Origin of the sequence: Burkholderia arboris, from assembly GCF_902499125.1 — a bacterium.
In the GTDB taxonomy this organism is placed as follows: Bacteria; Pseudomonadota; Gammaproteobacteria; order Burkholderiales; family Burkholderiaceae; genus Burkholderia; species Burkholderia arboris.
This window is the reverse complement of sequence record NZ_CABVPX010000010.1, coordinates 108,780-124,914: the sequence shown is the minus strand read 5'-3', so window position 1 is coordinate 124,914 and position 16,135 is coordinate 108,780. Positions and strand designations below refer to the sequence as shown.

The window sequence follows — 16,135 nt, the reverse complement described above, 5'->3', positions numbered from 1 at the left end:
GAGCGGACCGACGCGCACATGCGTGGCGTTTGCGTGTCCGTTGCCACTCGCCGAGTCGCACTATGTGGTCAAGCGAAAGCACCTCGTCAGGAACGGATGCACGCATGCACAAAAACGGGGCCGGCTACACGCAAACGTTTCCCGAACTGTGGAACAGCGCGGCGGGCAGTCTTGCAGGCGCCTTTCGGATCGCGTGCCGCGATTGCGGATTAGAGGAAACGCTCGAATTGGCCGACGCGCGCGAGCCGGCGTGACGTCCGCGCCACCCGCTCGCGATCGATTGACATCGTTCGCGAAATCCCGCCTTGACGTGCGCCGATCAGCGGATATCCTTCAATCCATAACCGGATGGTTATGGATTTTGGACGACATGCAGAACGCTCACGACATGCTTTTCAGGACGCTTGCCGATCCGACGCGCCGCGCGCTATTCGAGCGGCTGTGCGCGGAGGGCGAGCTGACGGTCGCCGCACTGACGGCCCATGCGGGCGTCTCGCAGCCGGCCGTGTCGAAGCACCTCGGCGTACTGAAGCAGGCCGGACTCGTGAACGACCGTCACGAAGGCCGGCAGACGCACTACAGCGCGCAGCCGCAGGCGCTGGCCCCGTTGATCGACTGGACGAGCCAGATGGCAGGCTTCTGGCAGAGCCGGTTCGATGCCCTCGAAGATTTGCTCAAAAGGATGGATCAGTAATGAACCAAGCCACGACCGAAACGCGCTCCGTCGTCGTCGACCGGGAGCTGCCGCATCCGCCGGAGAAGATCTGGCGCGCGCTCACGCAACCGCACCTGATCGAGGCGTGGCTGATGAAGAGCGACTTCGAGCCCGTCGCGGGGCGCGCATTCAGCTTTCGCGCGGACTGGGGCTCGGTCGACTGCACGGTGCTGACGATCGAGCCGCCGCGCACGCTCTCCTACACGTGGGCTGCGTACGGCCTCGACAGCGTCGTCACGTGGACGCTCACGCCGACGCCGGCCGGTACGCACCTGCGCATGGAGCAGGTCGGCTTCCGCGCGGATCAGGAGCAGGCGTACCGTGGTGCGCAGCACGGCTGGGTACGGTTCTTCGAGTCGCTCGAACAGGTGCTGGCGCGCCCGGACGAAGGCACGGAGGCGCGCGCATGAGCTCAACCGACCTCACGCCGTCGGAGCGCATCGACGCGCTGATTGCAGGCATCGCCGACTGGCGCGGCAAGACGTTCGCCGACCTGCGCCAGACGATTCTCGCCGCGCAAGCGGGCATCGTCGAGGAATGGAAATGGATGGGCAGCCCCGTCTGGTCGTGCGACGGGATGATCGCGGTGGCGAACGCGCACAAGGGCAAGGTGAAAGTGACCTTCATGCACGGCGCGCAGCTGCCCGATCCCGAGAAGCTGTTCAACGACGGCCTGGAAGGCAATGCGCGGCGCGCGATCGATCTGTTCGAAGGCGACCGGATCGACAAGCAGGCGCTGAAGACGCTGGTGCGCGCGGCGATCGAATACAACCGCACGCATCTGAAGAAGAACGCGCGGGCGGGTGCCGGCGCGAAGGCGCGACGCAGCGATGCGGCGTGACGCGGCGCGGCGCCGTTACCGATCCTTGCGCCGGAACGTGAACACGGTGCCGCTACAGCAGTTGCTGTCCTGCAAGGAGACGTCGAAGGTCTTGTCGACGACGGCATAGCTGATGGTCGCGACGTCCAGGTGATCGTTGGGCAAAAAGCGACCCGACATCGCCGGGACGAAATCGATCTCGTCGCGCGCGAGCAGGTAGAGATGCTCGTCATGCACCGTCGTGGCGGGCGACAGGGCCGCGGTGTCGTCGTGGGGCCGGCCAAGCTCGTACTGCATGCCTGCGTCGCGGTACGGGATCGACAGCAGCACCTTGCCGTCGACGCTCAGGTGCGTCGCGAGCGCCCGGTCCACGGTGACGGTCATGCTGTCGAGCCGATGCAGGTCCTCGCGTGTCAGGTTCACGTCCGAGAACTCGCGGCGCGCCATTGCGATGGCCGAAATGTTCGATTTCCATCGGCCTTTGTCGCGCCATGAATCCCACATGCCGTTGGCTCCGCCGAAGCCGGAGATGCTGTCGAGCACATACGTGCCGATCGCCTGCGTGAGAATCTCGCGTTTCGAGCCGATGACGATTTCCGACGTCTGGTGCGCGTCGACGGGCAAATGCCGGTCGCCACGGGCCGATGCCCAGGTACCGTCGAGCGTGTCGTCGACCACCTTGCCCGTGAAGGTGCCGGTGCGCTGGCCGTCGCTTCCGGTCTCGTCCATCGTAAAGGCGCCCGCCGCATCGATGTTTCCGCTCAGCGACAGATCGATGCGCTTGCCTGCGTAGCGATAGCTTCCCGTCAGTCTTCCGTCGACATTCTTGAGATCCATCGTGAACGCATGGCGGCCGTCGATCCGGCCTGCAAAGCGCTTGTGGAAGTACTGACCGTCGGCCAGCGCCGTCGTGGCGGTCATCAAGGACAGAAGCACTGCGGCAAGTTGCAGGGCGGGACGGAGCATGGGGCGCGGTCGGGGTCGAGGGTGGTGCCATTGTGACACGGTGCCCTGCGTTGCAGCGCGGCTGTCCGTGTGCGTGGCGCGGCCAGTCGGCAGGGCGTCGATGCATCCGCGATGGACCAAAAAAAAGCCCGACCGAAGTCGGGCATCCAAATCGGCCGCAACCGCCGCGAGGCGGTTGCGACACCTGCAAAAGCAGGGCGCTTACGCTGCGAGCAGCGAGCGCAGCACGAACGGCAGGATACCGCCGTGCTTGTAGTAGTCGACTTCGATCGGCGTATCGATGCGCAGCAGTACCGGCACGCGCTGCGTTTCGCCGTTCTTGCGGTTGATCACGAGCGTGACGTCCTGCTGCGGCTTGAAGTCGTCGCCGAGGCCTTCGATGTCGTACGTCTCTTCACCGGTGATGCGGAGCGACTGGATGCTGTCCGCGCCCTTGAACTGCAGCGGCAGCACGCCCATGCCGACCAGGTTCGAGCGGTGGATCCGCTCGAAGCTGCGTGCGATCACGGCCTTCACGCCGAGCAGCTGCGTACCCTTCGCGGCCCAGTCGCGCGACGAGCCCGTGCCGTACTCTTCGCCCGCGAACACGACGGTCGGCGTGTCGGCGCCGACGTACTGCATCGCCGCGTCGTAGATCGACTGTTGTTCGCCGCTCGGCTGGTGGATCGTCAGGCCGCCTTCGACGCGCGTGCCGTCCGCCTTCGCCGGGATCATCAGGTTCTTGATCCGGACGTTCGCGAACGTGCCGCGCATCATCACGTCATGGTTGCCGCGGCGCGAGCCGTAGCTGTTGAAGTCGGCCTTCTGCACGCCGTTTTCCTTCAGCCACTTGCCTGCCGGCGAGTCTTCCTTGATCGAGCCTGCCGGGCTGATGTGGTCGGTCGTGACCGAGTCGCCGAAGATGCCCAGCGCGCGCGCGCCCTTGACCGTCGGGATCGACGCAGCCGGTTCCATCGAGAAGTCGCTGCCGAAGAACGGCGGCTCGGCGATGTACGTCGACTTCGGCCAGTCGTACACCTGGCCCGATTCGCCCTCGATCTTGCTCCAGAGGTCGCCCTTCTTGGTCAGCTTCGAGTAGTTGTCCTCGAACTTCTTCGGATCGAGCGCGAACTTGAGCAGCGCGTGGATTTCCTCGCTCGTCGGCCAGATGTCGCCGAGGTAGATGTCGCGGCCGCCCTTGCCCTTGCCGACCGGTTCCGTCATCAGGTCGCGCGTGATGTTGCCGGCGATCGCGTACGCGACGACCAGCGGCGGCGACGCGAGGAAGTTCGCGCGGATGTTCGGGTGGATACGCGCTTCGAAGTTGCGGTTGCCCGACAGCACGGCTGCCGCGACGATGTCGTTCTTCGTGATCGCTTCGTTCAGTTCCGGCGTGAGGTCGCCCGCGTTGCCGATACAGGTCGTGCAGCCGTAGGCCGCGACTTCGAAGCCGAGCTTCGACAGGTAGGGCAGCAGGCCCGTCTTCGTCAGGTACTCGGTGACGATGCGCGATCCCGGCGCGAGCGAGGTCTTGATCTTCGGATCGACCGTGAGGCCGGCTTCGACGGCCTTCTTCGCGAGCAGGCCGGCGGCCAGCAGCACGCTCGGGTTCGACGTGTTCGTGCACGACGTGATCGCGGCGATCAGGATGTCGCCGTTCTTCACGTCGACGCCGTTGCTCGTCGTGTACTGCGCGCCCAGGTCGTCCGCCTTCTTCGCGAAGCCGTTTTCCGCGACCGGCTTCGAGAACAGGTCGGTGAACGTCGACTTGACGTGACCGATCTCGATGCGGTCCTGCGGGCGCTTCGGGCCGGCCAGCGACGGGGCGACCGTCGTCAGATCCAGCGTCACGACCTTCGTGTAGTCGATGTCGCCGGCCTTCGGGATGCCGAACAGCTTCTGCGCCTTGAAGTAGTTTTCGAACGCAGCGATTTCGGCCTTCGTGCGGCCCGTGCCTTCGAAGTAGTCGATCGTCTTTTCGTCGACCGGGAAGAAGCCCATCGTTGCGCCGTATTCCGGCGCCATGTTGCCGATCGTCGCGCGGTCCGGCAGCGACAGCGACTTCGTGCCTTCGCCGAAGAATTCGACGAACTTGCCGACGACCTTCTCCTTGCGCAGCATTTCGGTGATCGTCAGCACCAGGTCGGTGGCCGTCACGCCTTCGCGCAGCTTGCCCTTCAGCTCGACGCCGACGACGTCCGGCGTCAGGAAGTACACCGGCTGGCCGAGCATGCCGGCTTCCGCCTCGATGCCGCCCACGCCCCAGCCGACCACGCCGATGCCGTTGATCATCGTCGTGTGGCTGTCCGTGCCGACGAGGGTGTCCGGGTAGTACACGGTGTCGCTGCCTTCGGCCTTCTTGTGGACGCCGCGCGCGAGGTATTCGAGGTTCACCTGGTGGACGATGCCGACGCCCGGCGGCACGACCTTGAACGTGTCGAATGCCTGCATGCCCCACTTCATGAACTGGTAGCGCTCGTTGTTGCGCTGGAATTCCAGTTTCATGTTCAGGTCGAGCGCGTCCTTCTGGCGGAAGTAGTCGATCTGGACCGAGTGGTCGACGACGAGATCGACCGGGACCAGCGGCTCGATCTTCTTCGGGTTCTTGCCCGTACGCTCGGCGACGCCGCGCATGGCCGCGATGTCGGCGAGCAGCGGCACGCCCGTGAAGTCCTGCAGCACGACGCGCGACACGACGAACGGAATCTCGTCGACGCGCTTTGCGGTCGGCTTCCAGTTCGCGAGCTGCTCGATGTGCTCTTCGGTGATTTTCTTGCCGTCGTAGTTGCGCAGCACGGACTCGAGCACGATACGGATCGACACCGGCAGGCGTTCGATCTTCGTCTTCAGCTCCTTGCCGAGCTGCGGCAGCGAGTAGAACTTGCCTTTGCCGGAACCGCTGTCGAATTCCTTGAGGGTCTTGTGGAGATTGTGGGCCATGGTGATTTTCCTGGGTTTAAGGCTAGGAAACTACGTGTCCTGTATCTGACGGCTATATCACATACAAGTCGACGTACTCATTGACCGGCATCGCTTCGAGCTTTGCCTGGTCCAGCGACACGTCGAGAATCGCTTGTTGCTGCTTTGCCGGGAAGCGGCGGGCGAGGTTGGTCCTGAACTTGTCGACCAGGAGCGGGATGCCGTCGGTGCGGCGCCGCCGATGGCCGAGCGGGTATTCGACCGCCACTTCGGCAAGCTTCGATCCGTCCGTGAACTCGATCGTCAGCGCATTCGCGATCGAGCGCTTGTCCGGATCGTGATAATCCTTCGTGAACTGCGGATCCTCGACGCATACGGTCTTCGCGCGCAGCGCGTCGATGCGGGGATCGGCGGCGGCCGAATCTTCGTAGTCGGCCGCGGTCAGCCGGCCGAACAGCAGCGGCACGGCGACCATGTACTGGATGCAGTGGTCGCGGTCGGCCGGATTGGCGAGCGGGCCCTGCTTGTCGATGATGCGGATCGCGGCCGCATGTGTGCGGATCGTGATCTTGCCGATGTCGTCGGTCGTGCGGCCGGCCGCGGCGAGCTGCGCGTGCAGCTGCAGCGCGGATTCGGCGGCCGTCTGCGCGTGGAACTCGGCGGGGAATGCGATCTTGAACAGCACGTTTTCCATCACGTACGTGCCGTACGGGCGCTGGAAGCGGAACGGCTTGCCGTCGAACAGCACGTCGTAGAAGCCCCAGGTTTTCGCGGTGAGTGCCGACGGGTAGCCCATTTCGCCCGTTTTCGCGATCAGCGCGAGGCGCACCGCGCGGGACGTGGCGTCGCCGGCCGCCCACGACTTGCGCGAACCGGTGTTCGGTGCGTGGCGATAGGTGCGCAGCGCGTGGCCGTCGACGAACGCGTTGGACAACGCGTTGAGCAGCTCGTCGCGCGTGAGCCCGAGCAGCCGGCCGACGACGGCGGTCGACGCGACCTTCACGAGCAGCACGTGGTCGAGCCCGACCGCGTTGAATGAATTCTCGAGTGCGAGGCAGCCCTGGATCTCGTGGGCCTGGATCATCGCGACCAGGACGTCGCGCATCAGGAGCGGCTTCCTGCCGGCCGCGACGGCCGTGCGGGAGAGCCAGTCGGCCGTCGCCAGGATTCCGCCGAGGTTGTCGGACGGATGACCCCATTCGGCAGCGAGCCAGGTGTCGTTGAAGTCCAGCCAGCGGATCATCGCGCCGATGCCGAACGCGGCCTGGACGGGATCGAGCTGGAAGGACGTGCCGGGCACCTTCGCGCCGTTCGGCACGATCGTGCCGGGCACGACGGGGCCGAGCAGCTTGGTGCAGGCAGGGTAGGACAGCGCCTCGAGTCCACATCCGAGCGTGTCGATCAGGCAATGACGCGCCGTCTCCAGCGCGAGCGCGCTGTCGATGCCGGTGTTCAGCACGTAGTCGACGATATCGACGAGTACCGTATCCGGAGCAGGGCGGACGTTGGAGACCGGGGCGGACATCGAGGGGCCGAGGGGAACGCGCTTAGTTCGTTGCCGGCTTCAGCTCGTTCGATTGCGTCGGCGCTGCCGTGCCTTGTGCCATTTCCGGCGTCACGCATTCGTCCGCGAGGCGCTCGCCGCCGTTTGCGTCCGAGAACAGCATCGCCTTGGTCGGGATCACGACCAGCTTGAAGCCTGCTGCCGGATCGTAGAACGTGTCGGCGCCCGTCGTCGTGGCCTGACGCGGCAGCTTGTAGTTCTTCTTCGCCCAGTGAACCGTGACGACCTGGTCGCGCTTCATGTCGCCGGCGAGGTCGAACGACAGGCCTTCCTTACAGGCCCACTTGACCGCGCCGTCCGGTACCGGATCGACCTTGGCGGCTGCGCGCGCCTGCGCCTTCTTGCTGCGCGGGATGATGCGCTTGGCCGGCGCCGGGCGCTTGGCCGTTGCCTTCTTTGCGGTCGTCGTGGCCGTACCCTGGGCAAACGCGCTCGGAGCCGACACCAGCATCGTGGCGGACAAGGCGCCGATGGCGGTAGCGATCAGGAGTTTCTTCATGGAGTCAGAACCTTTCGATAATCAGTTGACAAGGGCCGGCAATCGAAGCTGCCGGCCGGTTTGAAACTGCACGCGCCCCGAAAGCGCGCAGCGGCCGCTATTTTCACCTATTTGGCCGCGCATATTTCAGGTTTTCGGGCTCCGTTACGTTTTTTGTCGTTTCGCAAACCTCTGACCGGTTTGCGCCCCGGCGAATGCATGAAACTCGTGTATCGGCGGGCGGCGCGCACTTACGGCGCGGGGCCTGCGGCGGCCGGGCCGAACAGCGGCGCGGCCTCGGCCGGTACGGGCTGGCCGGTGGCCCGCGCACGGCGCAGCACCGACCAGTAATAGCGATAACTCGCGCGATCGTGCAGCGTATCACCGTGGCGCGTCGGGCCCCAGTCGGCGGCCTGCGCGGCCAGCAGGATCTCGGCGGCCAGCGCGACTTCGTCGGTGCGCGGCGCGAATGCGTCGACGATCGGGCGGATCTGCGCGGGATGGATGCTCCACATCCGCGTGAACGCGAATTCGTCGCGCGCGCGGCGTGCATCGCCGGCCACGACGCGCATGTCGCGCACTTCGGTCGTCACGTTGTGCGACGGCGTCTTGCCGTGCGCGTGGCAGGCCGCGGCGATTTCCAGCTTCGCGCGGCGCACGAGCGGGTGTTCGAACTGGCCGGGCGAGCGCATCGCGGAATCGGGAATCGCGCCATGGTGCGCGGAGACGAAATCCATCAGCCCGAAGCTCAGCGTGCCGACCGTCGGCAGCGCGGCGAGGGCCGCGGCTTGCGCCAGCGCGCCATGCGTCTCGACCAGCACGTCGACCGGAATCGGCTGCGCGATACCGAGCTCGCGGCGCGCACCTTCGATGAACGCGGTCATTTCCGCGGCATCGGCGGCGTTCGCGATCTTCGGGAGCGTGATGTAGGCCGGTGCGCGTGCGGCGCGCAGCACGATGCGGACATCGTCGCGCCAGTGCGGGTGGGAAAAGTCGTGGATCCGGACGCCGACGCGGCCGAAGCGGTTCTCGTCGCTGCCGAGCAGGTCGGCGACGAGCGCCGCGTGCGCGGCTTCCTGGCCGACGGCGGCGCCGTCCTCGCAGTCGAACGTGATGTCGAATACGGGACCCAGCTCGGCCTGTAGCGCGAGCGATTTGCGCATCAGCTTTTCGCTGCCCGCGTAATGATCGCAGCAGGGCAGGATCGCGGGCGGGGACGCCCCGTCGTACAGCACTTGTGCAGGAGTGAGCGCGGCCATCTCTTCGACGTCAGGGGAGCGTGTCAGCGTGGAGAAAATCGGATTCGGGCAGGTTCTGGGCCGGTACGCGGCGGGCGCGGGGCGGCAAAACGTGCGCGAATCGGATCGTTCGGCAAGGCCGGCGACAGGCCGGCCCGGACCGGAACCGGGTGGCCCGAGGGCCGCCCGGTCATGCGGGTGATGCTTAGTTCTTCAGCAGGTGGGCGACGCCATCGCGCTCTTCGAGCAGCTCGGCCAGCGTGCCGTCCATCTTCTCGCGCGAGAACGCGTCGATTTCCAGGCCTTCGATGCGCTTGTATTCGCCGTTTTCGCACACGACCGGCACACCGTAGATGATGTCTTCGGGGATGCCGTACGAGCCGTCCGACGGGATGCCCATCGTGACCCACTTGCCGTTCGTGCCGAGCACCCAGTCACGGACGTGGTCGATCGCCGCGTTCGCTGCCGACGCTGCCGACGACAGGCCGCGCGCTTCGATGATCGCCGCGCCGCGCTTGCCGACGGTCGGGATGAACGTGTCGCGGTTCCACACGTCGTCGTTGATCAGCTTCAGCAGCGATTCGCCTTCGGCGGTCGCGAAGCGGAAGTCCGGGTACATCGTCGGCGAGTGGTTGCCCCACACGGCGAGCTTTTCGATCGATGCGACCGGCTTGCCCGACTTGGCGGCGAGCTGCGACAGCGCGCGGTTGTGGTCGAGGCGCAGCATGGCCGTGAAGTTCTTCTTCGGCAGATCCGGTGCCGACTTCATTGCGATGTAGGCGTTGGTGTTCGCCGGGTTGCCGACGACCAGCACCTTCACGTCGCGGCTGGCGACTTCGTTCAGCGCAGCGCCCTGAACCGTGAAGATTTCAGCGTTTGCCGACAGCAGGTCCTTGCGCTCCATGCCCTTCGAGCGCGGACGTGCACCGACCAGCAGCGCGACGTCTGCATCCTTGAATGCGACCTTGGGATCGTCAGTGATCACGACGCCCGCGAGCAGCGGGAACGCGCAATCGTCGAGTTCCATCACGACGCCTTTGACGGCACCTTGGGCTTGCGGGAGGTCGAGCAGTTGCAGGATGACCGGCTGGTCCTTGCCGAGCAGGTCGCCGTTCGCGATGCGGAACAGCAGGGAGTAAGCGATTTGACCTGCGGCGCCGGTGACGGCAACGCGCTTTGCGGGCTTAGCCATTGAAAATCTCCAGGACGGGTGAAGCGTTGGACGCTAGCGAAAACGCCATTCTATGCGCGTTGTGCGTAGCGTTGCATTGAAGCAGGGCGGAGGACTCGCGATGGCAGACGCGGTGAACCTGGAGACGGCCGTGGCACGTAGCCGGGGACGCGCTGTTGCACCCGCGAACCCTTGCTCGACCCGGAGTGTAGGAGCCGTCACGCGCAAAGTCAAACGGTATCATATGTCTTATATAAGACAGATGTTTTGCGGAAATTGAGTGGACGAAAAAGTGCGGTTTGTGATGAAATGCGCGCCATGACATCGAACCAGGCGAATACCGCGAATCAGACCGGCGCAGGCAGCCCAGGGCAGCCGGGCGCGGGCGATCCCGCACCTTCGCCTGCGGCGCCGCCGTCGCCGACGTTCAGCCCGTTATACCAGCAGATTAAGTCATTGATCACGCAAAGTCTCGAAACCGGTGAATGGAAGCCGGGCGAGATCATCCCCAGCGAAGTGGAGCTCGCGGCCCGCTACAAGGTCAGCCAGGGCACCGTTCGCAAGGCGATCGACGAACTGGCCGCCGAAAACCTCGTGGTCCGGCGGCAGGGCAAGGGCACTTTTGTTGCAACGCACAACGAGGATCGCGCGCAGTTCCGCTTCCTGCGCCTGCTGGCCGACGACGGTGCCGAGCATCCGCACGTGAGCCGCCTGCTCGAATGCCGCCGCCTGCGTGCGCCGGCCGAGATCGCGCGGCAGCTCGACCTGAAGCCGGCCGATCCGGTCGTCCAGGTGCGCCGCCTGCTGGAGTTCGAGAACGAGGTGACGGTGCTGGACGAGATCTGGCTGCCGGGCGCGATGTTCCGCGGGCTCACGTTCGAGCGGCTGAGCGAGTACAAGGGGCCGCTCTACGCCATGTTCGAGACGGAGTTCGGCACGCGGATGATCCGCGCGACGGAGAAGATCCGCGCGGTCGCGGCCGAGCCGTCGGTGGCCGACCTGCTGCATGTGCCTGCGGGTTTTCCGTTGCTGTCGGTCGAGCGCGTGTCCTATACATACGGAGACCGGCCGGTGGAAGTGCGTCGCGGCTGGTATGTCACAACCGGGTACTACTATCAGAATGACTTGAGTTGACGTTGTTTCGGCTCAAGCCGAGTGTTTCGCGATTCCCACGCTCGCGAAGCACGTTTCGGGCCGCCTTTGTTCTTGTTCGCGCAACTATCCAGAGCAGACTTTCGCTGCAGCGCGATATAAAAAGGCGCTAAAATCGCGGATTAGTGTGACAACATAGTAGGGGTCTAGCATGACTGATGCAGTAAGAAAGCCGAGGCCGGAATACCGGAACATCGGATTCGGCGATATCACGATGAAATATCGCATGCCGCTGGCAGCGATATTGTCGATTCTCCATCGAGTCAGCGGCGCGCTGCTGTTCTTGTTCCTGCCGTTCCTGCTGTTCCTCTTCGACCAGAGCCTGACGTCCGAGCTCAGCTTCGAAGTCTTCAAGGCTTTCCTCTCCAACATCATCGTCAAGCTGATCGTCCTCGCACTGTCGTGGGCCTTCTTCCACCATTTCTGCGCCGGCATTCGCCACCTGCTGATGGACGTCAACCACGACGCCGTCACGAAGGAAGGCGGCAAGCGGACGGCAGTCGTCGTCTTTGTCGTCTCGATCGCCCTGACGATCGCCATGGCACTCAAACTGTTCGGAGCATTCTAAGAAAATGGCAGCCAATAACCGAATCGGCTCGAAGCGCCTCGTCGTCGGCGCTCACTACGGCCTGCGCGACTGGCTTGCGCAACGCATCACCGCCACGATCATGGCGGTCTACACGGTCATTCTGCTCGTCCTGTTCTTCGGCGCGCACGATTTCTCGTACGAAGGCTGGGCATCGATCTTCGCCGCGCAATGGATGAAGCTTGCCACCTTCGTGATGCTGCTTTCCCTCTTCTACCACGCATGGGTCGGCGTGCGAGACATCTGGATGGACTACGTGAAGCCCGTCGGTGTGCGCCTGCTGCTGCAATCGCTGACCATCGTCTGGCTGCTCGCATGTGCGGGCTACGCCGCGCAGATTCTCTGGAGAGTGTAAAGAATGGCTGCAATCAAATCTAATCTCCCGCGCCGCAAGTTCGACGTGGTGATCGTCGGCGCGGGCGGCTCCGGCTTGCGCGCAGCGCTGCAACTGTCGCGCGCGGGCCTGTCGGTCGGCGTGCTGTCGAAGGTGTTCCCGACGCGTTCGCACACGGTGGCCGCGCAGGGCGGTATCGGTGCATCGCTCGGCAACATGAGCGAAGACAACTGGCACTTCCACTTCTACGACACGATCAAGGGCTCCGACTGGCTCGGCGACCAGGACGCGATCGAATTCATGTGCCGTGAAGCGCCGAACGTCGTGTACGAACTCGAGCACTTCGGCATGCCGTTCGACCGTAACGCGGACGGCACGATCTACCAGCGCCCGTTCGGCGGCCACACCGCAAACTACGGCGAGAAGCCGGTCCAGCGCGCTTGCGCGGCCGCCGACCGTACCGGTCACGCGCTGCTGCACACGCTGTACCAGCAGAACGTCGAAGCGAAGACGCAGTTCTTCGTCGAATGGATGGCGCTCGACCTGATCCGCGACGCGGATGGCGACGTGCTCGGCGTGACGGCCCTCGAGATGGAGACGGGTGACGTCTACATCATGGAAGGCAAGACGACGCTGTTCGCGACGGGCGGCGCAGGCCGGATCTTCGCGGCGTCGACCAACGCGTTCATCAACACCGGCGACGGCCTCGGCATGGCTGCGCGTTCGGGCATCGCGCTGCAGGACATGGAGTTCTGGCAGTTCCACCCGACCGGCGTGGCCGGCGCGGGCGTGCTGATCACCGAAGGCGTGCGCGGCGAAGGCGGTATCCTGCGCAACGCGAACGGCGAGCGTTTCATGGAGCGCTACGCGCCGACGCTGAAGGATCTGGCGCCGCGTGACTTCGTGTCGCGTTCGATGGACCAGGAAATCAAGGAAGGTCGCGGCGTCGGTCCGAACAAGGATCACGTGCTGCTCGACCTGTCGCACATCGGCGCCGAGACGATCATGAAGCGTCTGCCGTCGATCCGCGAAATCGCGCTGAAGTTCGCGAACGTCGACGCGATCAAGGAACCGATCCCGGTCGTCCCGACGATCCACTACCAGATGGGCGGCATCCCGACCAACATCCACGGTCAGGTCGTCGGCACGTCGCGCGATCACAAGGAACCGGTCAACGGCTTCTACGCAGTGGGCGAGTGCTCGTGCGTGTCCGTGCACGGCGCGAACCGCCTCGGCACGAACTCGCTGCTGGACCTCGTGGTGTTCGGCCGCGCGGCCGGCAACCACATCGTCGAGCACGTGAAGAACCAGAAGGAACACAAGCCGCTGCCGGCCGATGCAGGCGAATTCTCGCTGGCGCGCCTCGCGAAGCTCGACAAGTCGACGTCGGGTGAGTACACGCAGGATGTCGCGAACGACATCCGCGCGACGATGCAGAAACACGCAGGCGTGTTCCGCACGTCGGCGCTGCTGAAGGAAGGCGTCGATCAGATGGCCGGCCTGGCTGCGCGCGTGGAAAACATCCACCTGAAGGACAAGTCGAAGGTGTTCAACACCGCGCGCGTCGAAGCGCTCGAGCTGGAGAACCTGATCGAAGTGGCCCGCGCCACGATGGTGTCGGCGGAAGCGCGCAAGGAAAGCCGCGGCGCGCACGCACACAGCGACTACGAACATCGCGACGACGAAAACTGGCTGCGCCACACGCTGTGGTACAGCGAAGGCGATCGCCTCGACTACAAGCCGGTTCAAATGAAGCCGCTGACGGTCGAATCCGTGCCGCCGAAGCCGCGCACGTTCTAAGCCGAGTCAAAGGAATCCGAAATGGCAAAACGCATTTTTGAAGTCTACCGCTACGATCCGGACAAGGACGCAGCGCCGCGCATGCAGACGTACGAGCTCGACATCCAGCATGAGCGCATGCTGCTCGACGCACTGGTGAAGCTGAAGGCACTGGACGAGACGCTGTCGTTCCGCCGTTCGTGCCGTGAAGGCGTGTGCGGTTCGGACGCGATGAACATCAACGGCAAGAACGGTCTCGCGTGTCTGACGAACCTGAACGACCTGCCGCAGAAGATCGTGCTGCGTCCGCTGCCGGGCCTGCCCGTCGTGCGCGACCTGATCGTCGACATGACGCACTTCTTCAACCAGTACCACTCGATCAAGCCGTACCTGATCAACGACGCGCCGCCGCCGGAGAAGGAACGCCTCCAGTCGCCGGAAGAGCGCGACGAGCTCGACGGCGTGTACGAGTGCATTCTGTGTGCGAGCTGCTCGACGTCGTGCCCGAGCTTCTGGTGGAACCCGGACAAGTTCGTCGGCCCGGCCGGCCTGCTGCAGGCTTACCGCTTCATCGCGGACAGCCGCGACACCGCCACCGGCGAGCGTCTCGACAACCTGGAAGACCCGTACCGTCTGTTCCGTTGCCACACGATCATGAACTGCGTCGACGTTTGCCCGAAGGGCCTGAACCCGACGAAGGCGATCGGCAAGATCAAGGAACTGATGGTCCGCCGCGCGGTTTAAGGCCGGGTGCAATGAGCGACGATTCGCATCAATCCGACCCGCACCGTCGCGCGCGCCTCCGCTGGCGCGCGCGGCGGGGTCTGCTGGAAAACGACATCATCTTCGAGCGTTTCTTCAGCAGATACGAGCATGACCTCACCGATGCAGACGTAGGCGCGTTGTCGCGCCTGCTCGATCTGAGCGACAACGACCTGATGGACTTGCTCCTCGCGCGCAAGGAACCAGAAGGCGACCTAGACAGCCCGGACATTCACCGGCTGTTGGAGATGCTGCGCAACGTGTAACGCCAAGGTGTGACACGCTGTGCCCGTTATCGAATCCCGTTTCTTTATTTCGATTGAGGATGTGCCATGACTCCGTCTGATGTTAAAGCCACGCTATCGTTCAGCGACAACTCGCCGAGCGTCGAACTGCCGATCTACAAGGGCACGATGGGCCCGGACGTAATCGACATCCGCAAGCTGTACGGCCAGACCGGCAAGTTCACGTATGACCCGGGCTTCATGTCGACGGCGGCTTGCAATTCGGCGATCACGTACATCGACGGCGACAAGGGCGAGCTGCTGTACCGCGGTTACCCGATCGACAACCTCGCGCAAAACGCGGACTTCCTCGAAAGCTGCTACCTGCTGCTGAAGGGTGAACTGCCGAACGCAGCGCAGAAGAAGGAATTCGTCGACACCGTCACGAAGCACACGATGGTGCACGAGCAGATGCACTTCTTCTTCCGTGGCTTCCGCCGCGACGCGCACCCGATGGCGATCCTGGTCGCCGCAGTCGGCGCGCTGTCCGCGTTCTACCACGACTCGCTCGACATCAACGATCCGCGTCACCGTGAAGTGTCGGCGATCCGCATGATCGCGAAGCTGCCGACGCTCGTCGCGATGGCGTACAAGTACAGCATCGGCCAGCCGTTCGTGTATCCGAAGAACTCGCTGTCGTACAGCGCGAACTTCATGCACATGATGTTCTCGAACCCGTGCGAAGAGTACAAGGTCAACGACGTGCTCGTCCGCGCACTCGACCGCATCCTGATCCTGCACGCCGACCACGAGCAGAACGCATCGACGTCGACCGTCCGTCTGGCCGGCTCGTCGGGCGCGAACCCGTTCGCGTGTATCGCTGCCGGTATCGCGTGTCTGTGGGGCCCGGCGCACGGTGGTGCGAACGAAGCCGCGCTGAACATGCTCGAGCAGATCGGTTCGCCGGACAACATCCCCGAATTCATCAAGCAGGTGAAGGACAAGAATTCGGGCGTGAAGCTGATGGGCTTCGGCCACCGCGTGTACAAGAACTACGATCCGCGTGCGAAGCTGATGCGCGAAACGTGCTACGAAGTGCTGAACGAACTGGGCCTGCACGACGACCCGCTGTTCAAGCTCGCGATGCAGCTCGAGAAGATCGCGCTGGAAGACGAATACTTCGTGTCGCGCAAGCTGTACCCGAACGTCGACTTCTACTCGGGCATCGTCCAGCGCGCGCTGGGCATCCCGACGTCGATGTTCACGTGTATCTTCGCGATGGCACGTACGGTCGGCTGGATCGCACAGTGGAACGAAATGATTGCCGATCCGGAACAGAAGATCGGCCGTCCGCGCCAGCTGTTCATCGGCGATTCGCCGCGCGAAGCGAAGCCGATCAGCGCACGTTAAGTCGTGTGCGGCGCGAACGGCCGGCAGGCCGCTCGCGT

General features: G+C 64.3%; 17 protein-coding genes. 11 read left to right on the top strand and 6 right to left on the bottom strand.

Annotated elements, in window-relative coordinates; all coding sequences use genetic code 11:
- Window positions 1–62: 62 nt before the first annotated feature.
- The 4 genes from BLA15945_RS14665 (at window position 63) to BLA15945_RS14650 (ending at window position 1,556) form a co-directional block, all read left to right on the top strand.
- The gene (locus BLA15945_RS14665; RefSeq protein WP_174992737.1) at window positions 63–254 is read left to right on the top strand and encodes a hypothetical protein; all 192 of its coding nucleotides are present in this window, start codon (window positions 63–65) and stop codon (window positions 252–254) included.
- A gap of 116 nt (window positions 255–370) precedes the next feature.
- Window positions 371–694, top strand: a complete 324-nt coding sequence (locus BLA15945_RS14660; protein WP_059240764.1) for an ArsR/SmtB family transcription factor — start codon at window positions 371–373, stop codon at window positions 692–694.
- Entirely contained in the window at window positions 694–1,125 is a 432-nt protein-coding gene (locus BLA15945_RS14655) for an SRPBCC family protein (RefSeq protein WP_059237264.1), read from the top strand. The genes BLA15945_RS14660 and BLA15945_RS14655 overlap by 1 nt, the downstream gene beginning before the upstream one ends.
- Window positions 1,122–1,556: a DUF1801 domain-containing protein gene (locus BLA15945_RS14650; protein ID WP_059237263.1), complete on the top strand. Its 435-nt coding sequence runs from the start codon at window positions 1,122–1,124 to the stop codon at window positions 1,554–1,556. The genes BLA15945_RS14655 and BLA15945_RS14650 overlap by 4 nt, the downstream gene beginning before the upstream one ends.
- 15 nt (window positions 1,557–1,571) lie before the next feature.
- Here BLA15945_RS14650 and BLA15945_RS14645 read toward each other — a convergent pair whose 3' ends face one another.
- From BLA15945_RS14645 to BLA15945_RS14620, 6 genes are all read right to left on the bottom strand, one after another.
- A complete protein-coding gene (locus BLA15945_RS14645) occupies window positions 1,572–2,651 on the bottom strand; it encodes a DUF4847 domain-containing protein (protein ID WP_233464223.1) in 1,080 nt (359 codons plus the stop codon).
- Window positions 2,652–2,702: 51 nt separating this feature from the next.
- Window positions 2,703–5,420: an aconitate hydratase AcnA gene (gene acnA / locus BLA15945_RS14640; protein ID WP_174992736.1), complete on the bottom strand. Its 2,718-nt coding sequence runs from the start codon at window positions 5,418–5,420 to the stop codon at window positions 2,703–2,705.
- A 52-nt stretch (window positions 5,421–5,472) separates the two neighbouring features.
- Window positions 5,473–6,924, bottom strand: a complete 1,452-nt coding sequence (locus tag BLA15945_RS14635) for a bifunctional 2-methylcitrate dehydratase/aconitate hydratase (RefSeq protein WP_174992735.1) — start codon at window positions 6,922–6,924, stop codon at window positions 5,473–5,475.
- A gap of 22 nt (window positions 6,925–6,946) precedes the next feature.
- Entirely contained in the window at window positions 6,947–7,462 is a 516-nt protein-coding gene (locus tag BLA15945_RS14630; RefSeq protein WP_059237259.1) for a hypothetical protein, read from the bottom strand.
- A gap of 230 nt (window positions 7,463–7,692) precedes the next feature.
- Window positions 7,693–8,700 carry an HpcH/HpaI aldolase/citrate lyase family protein gene (locus BLA15945_RS14625; RefSeq protein ID WP_174992734.1) on the bottom strand — a complete coding sequence of 336 codons (1,008 nt, stop codon included), beginning with the start codon at window positions 8,698–8,700 and terminating at the stop codon, window positions 7,693–7,695.
- Window positions 8,701–8,884: 184 nt separating this feature from the next.
- Entirely contained in the window at window positions 8,885–9,871 is a 987-nt protein-coding gene (locus BLA15945_RS14620; RefSeq protein WP_059237257.1) for a malate dehydrogenase, read from the bottom strand.
- A gap of 288 nt (window positions 9,872–10,159) precedes the next feature.
- Here BLA15945_RS14620 and BLA15945_RS14615 point away from each other — a divergent pair, with 288 nt between their 5' ends.
- From BLA15945_RS14615 to gltA, 7 genes are all read left to right on the top strand, one after another.
- Entirely contained in the window at window positions 10,160–10,984 is an 825-nt protein-coding gene (locus BLA15945_RS14615) for a GntR family transcriptional regulator (RefSeq protein WP_081051930.1), read from the top strand.
- 169 nt (window positions 10,985–11,153) lie between these two features.
- Window positions 11,154–11,570, top strand: coding sequence for a succinate dehydrogenase, cytochrome b556 subunit (gene sdhC, locus BLA15945_RS14610; RefSeq protein ID WP_034185792.1), 417 nt, complete (start codon window positions 11,154–11,156; stop codon window positions 11,568–11,570).
- 4 nt (window positions 11,571–11,574) lie between these two features.
- Entirely contained in the window at window positions 11,575–11,943 is a 369-nt protein-coding gene (gene sdhD, locus BLA15945_RS14605) for a succinate dehydrogenase, hydrophobic membrane anchor protein (RefSeq protein WP_011355745.1), read from the top strand.
- A 3-nt stretch (window positions 11,944–11,946) separates the two neighbouring features.
- Window positions 11,947–13,722, top strand: a complete 1,776-nt coding sequence (gene sdhA, locus BLA15945_RS14600; RefSeq protein ID WP_059237256.1) for a succinate dehydrogenase flavoprotein subunit — start codon at window positions 11,947–11,949, stop codon at window positions 13,720–13,722.
- Window positions 13,723–13,743: 21 nt separating this feature from the next.
- A complete protein-coding gene (locus BLA15945_RS14595; RefSeq protein ID WP_059237255.1) occupies window positions 13,744–14,445 on the top strand; it encodes a succinate dehydrogenase iron-sulfur subunit in 702 nt (233 codons plus the stop codon).
- An 11-nt stretch (window positions 14,446–14,456) separates the two neighbouring features.
- Entirely contained in the window at window positions 14,457–14,729 is a 273-nt protein-coding gene (locus BLA15945_RS14590) for an FAD assembly factor SdhE (protein WP_011355742.1), read from the top strand.
- Window positions 14,730–14,795: 66 nt separating this feature from the next.
- On the top strand, window positions 14,796–16,097 hold the full coding sequence (gene gltA / locus BLA15945_RS14585) for a citrate synthase (protein ID WP_048250513.1): 1,302 nt from the start codon (window positions 14,796–14,798) through the stop codon (window positions 16,095–16,097).
- Window positions 16,098–16,135 lie beyond the last annotated feature (38 nt).

Bases quoted from the DNA above. Each gene is read 5' to 3' on its own strand.
- BLA15945_RS14660 (WP_059240764.1), top strand. From the start codon at position 371: ATGCAGAACGCTCACGACATGCTTTTCAGGACGCTTGCCGATCCGACG.
- sdhA (WP_059237256.1), top strand. From the start codon at position 11,947: ATGGCTGCAATCAAATCTAATCTCCCGCGCCGCAAGTTCGACGTGGTG.
- BLA15945_RS14590 (WP_011355742.1), top strand. From the start codon at position 14,457: ATGAGCGACGATTCGCATCAATCCGACCCGCACCGTCGCGCGCGCCTC.
- BLA15945_RS14650 (WP_059237263.1), top strand. From the start codon at position 1,122: ATGAGCTCAACCGACCTCACGCCGTCGGAGCGCATCGACGCGCTGATT.
- BLA15945_RS14615 (WP_081051930.1), top strand. From the start codon at position 10,160: ATGCGCGCCATGACATCGAACCAGGCGAATACCGCGAATCAGACCGGC.
- sdhD (WP_011355745.1), top strand. From the start codon at position 11,575: ATGGCAGCCAATAACCGAATCGGCTCGAAGCGCCTCGTCGTCGGCGCT.
- BLA15945_RS14655 (WP_059237264.1), top strand. From the start codon at position 694: ATGAACCAAGCCACGACCGAAACGCGCTCCGTCGTCGTCGACCGGGAG.
- BLA15945_RS14595 (WP_059237255.1), top strand. From the start codon at position 13,744: ATGGCAAAACGCATTTTTGAAGTCTACCGCTACGATCCGGACAAGGAC.
- acnA (WP_174992736.1), bottom strand. From the start codon at position 5,420: ATGGCCCACAATCTCCACAAGACCCTCAAGGAATTCGACAGCGGTTCC.
- BLA15945_RS14635 (WP_174992735.1), bottom strand. From the start codon at position 6,924: ATGTCCGCCCCGGTCTCCAACGTCCGCCCTGCTCCGGATACGGTACTC.
- BLA15945_RS14665 (WP_174992737.1), top strand. From the start codon at position 63: ATGTGGTCAAGCGAAAGCACCTCGTCAGGAACGGATGCACGCATGCAC.
- BLA15945_RS14625 (WP_174992734.1), bottom strand. From the start codon at position 8,700: ATGGCCGCGCTCACTCCTGCACAAGTGCTGTACGACGGGGCGTCCCCG.
- BLA15945_RS14620 (WP_059237257.1), bottom strand. From the start codon at position 9,871: ATGGCTAAGCCCGCAAAGCGCGTTGCCGTCACCGGCGCCGCAGGTCAA.
- sdhC (WP_034185792.1), top strand. From the start codon at position 11,154: ATGACTGATGCAGTAAGAAAGCCGAGGCCGGAATACCGGAACATCGGA.
- BLA15945_RS14630 (WP_059237259.1), bottom strand. From the start codon at position 7,462: ATGAAGAAACTCCTGATCGCTACCGCCATCGGCGCCTTGTCCGCCACG.
- gltA (WP_048250513.1), top strand. From the start codon at position 14,796: ATGACTCCGTCTGATGTTAAAGCCACGCTATCGTTCAGCGACAACTCG.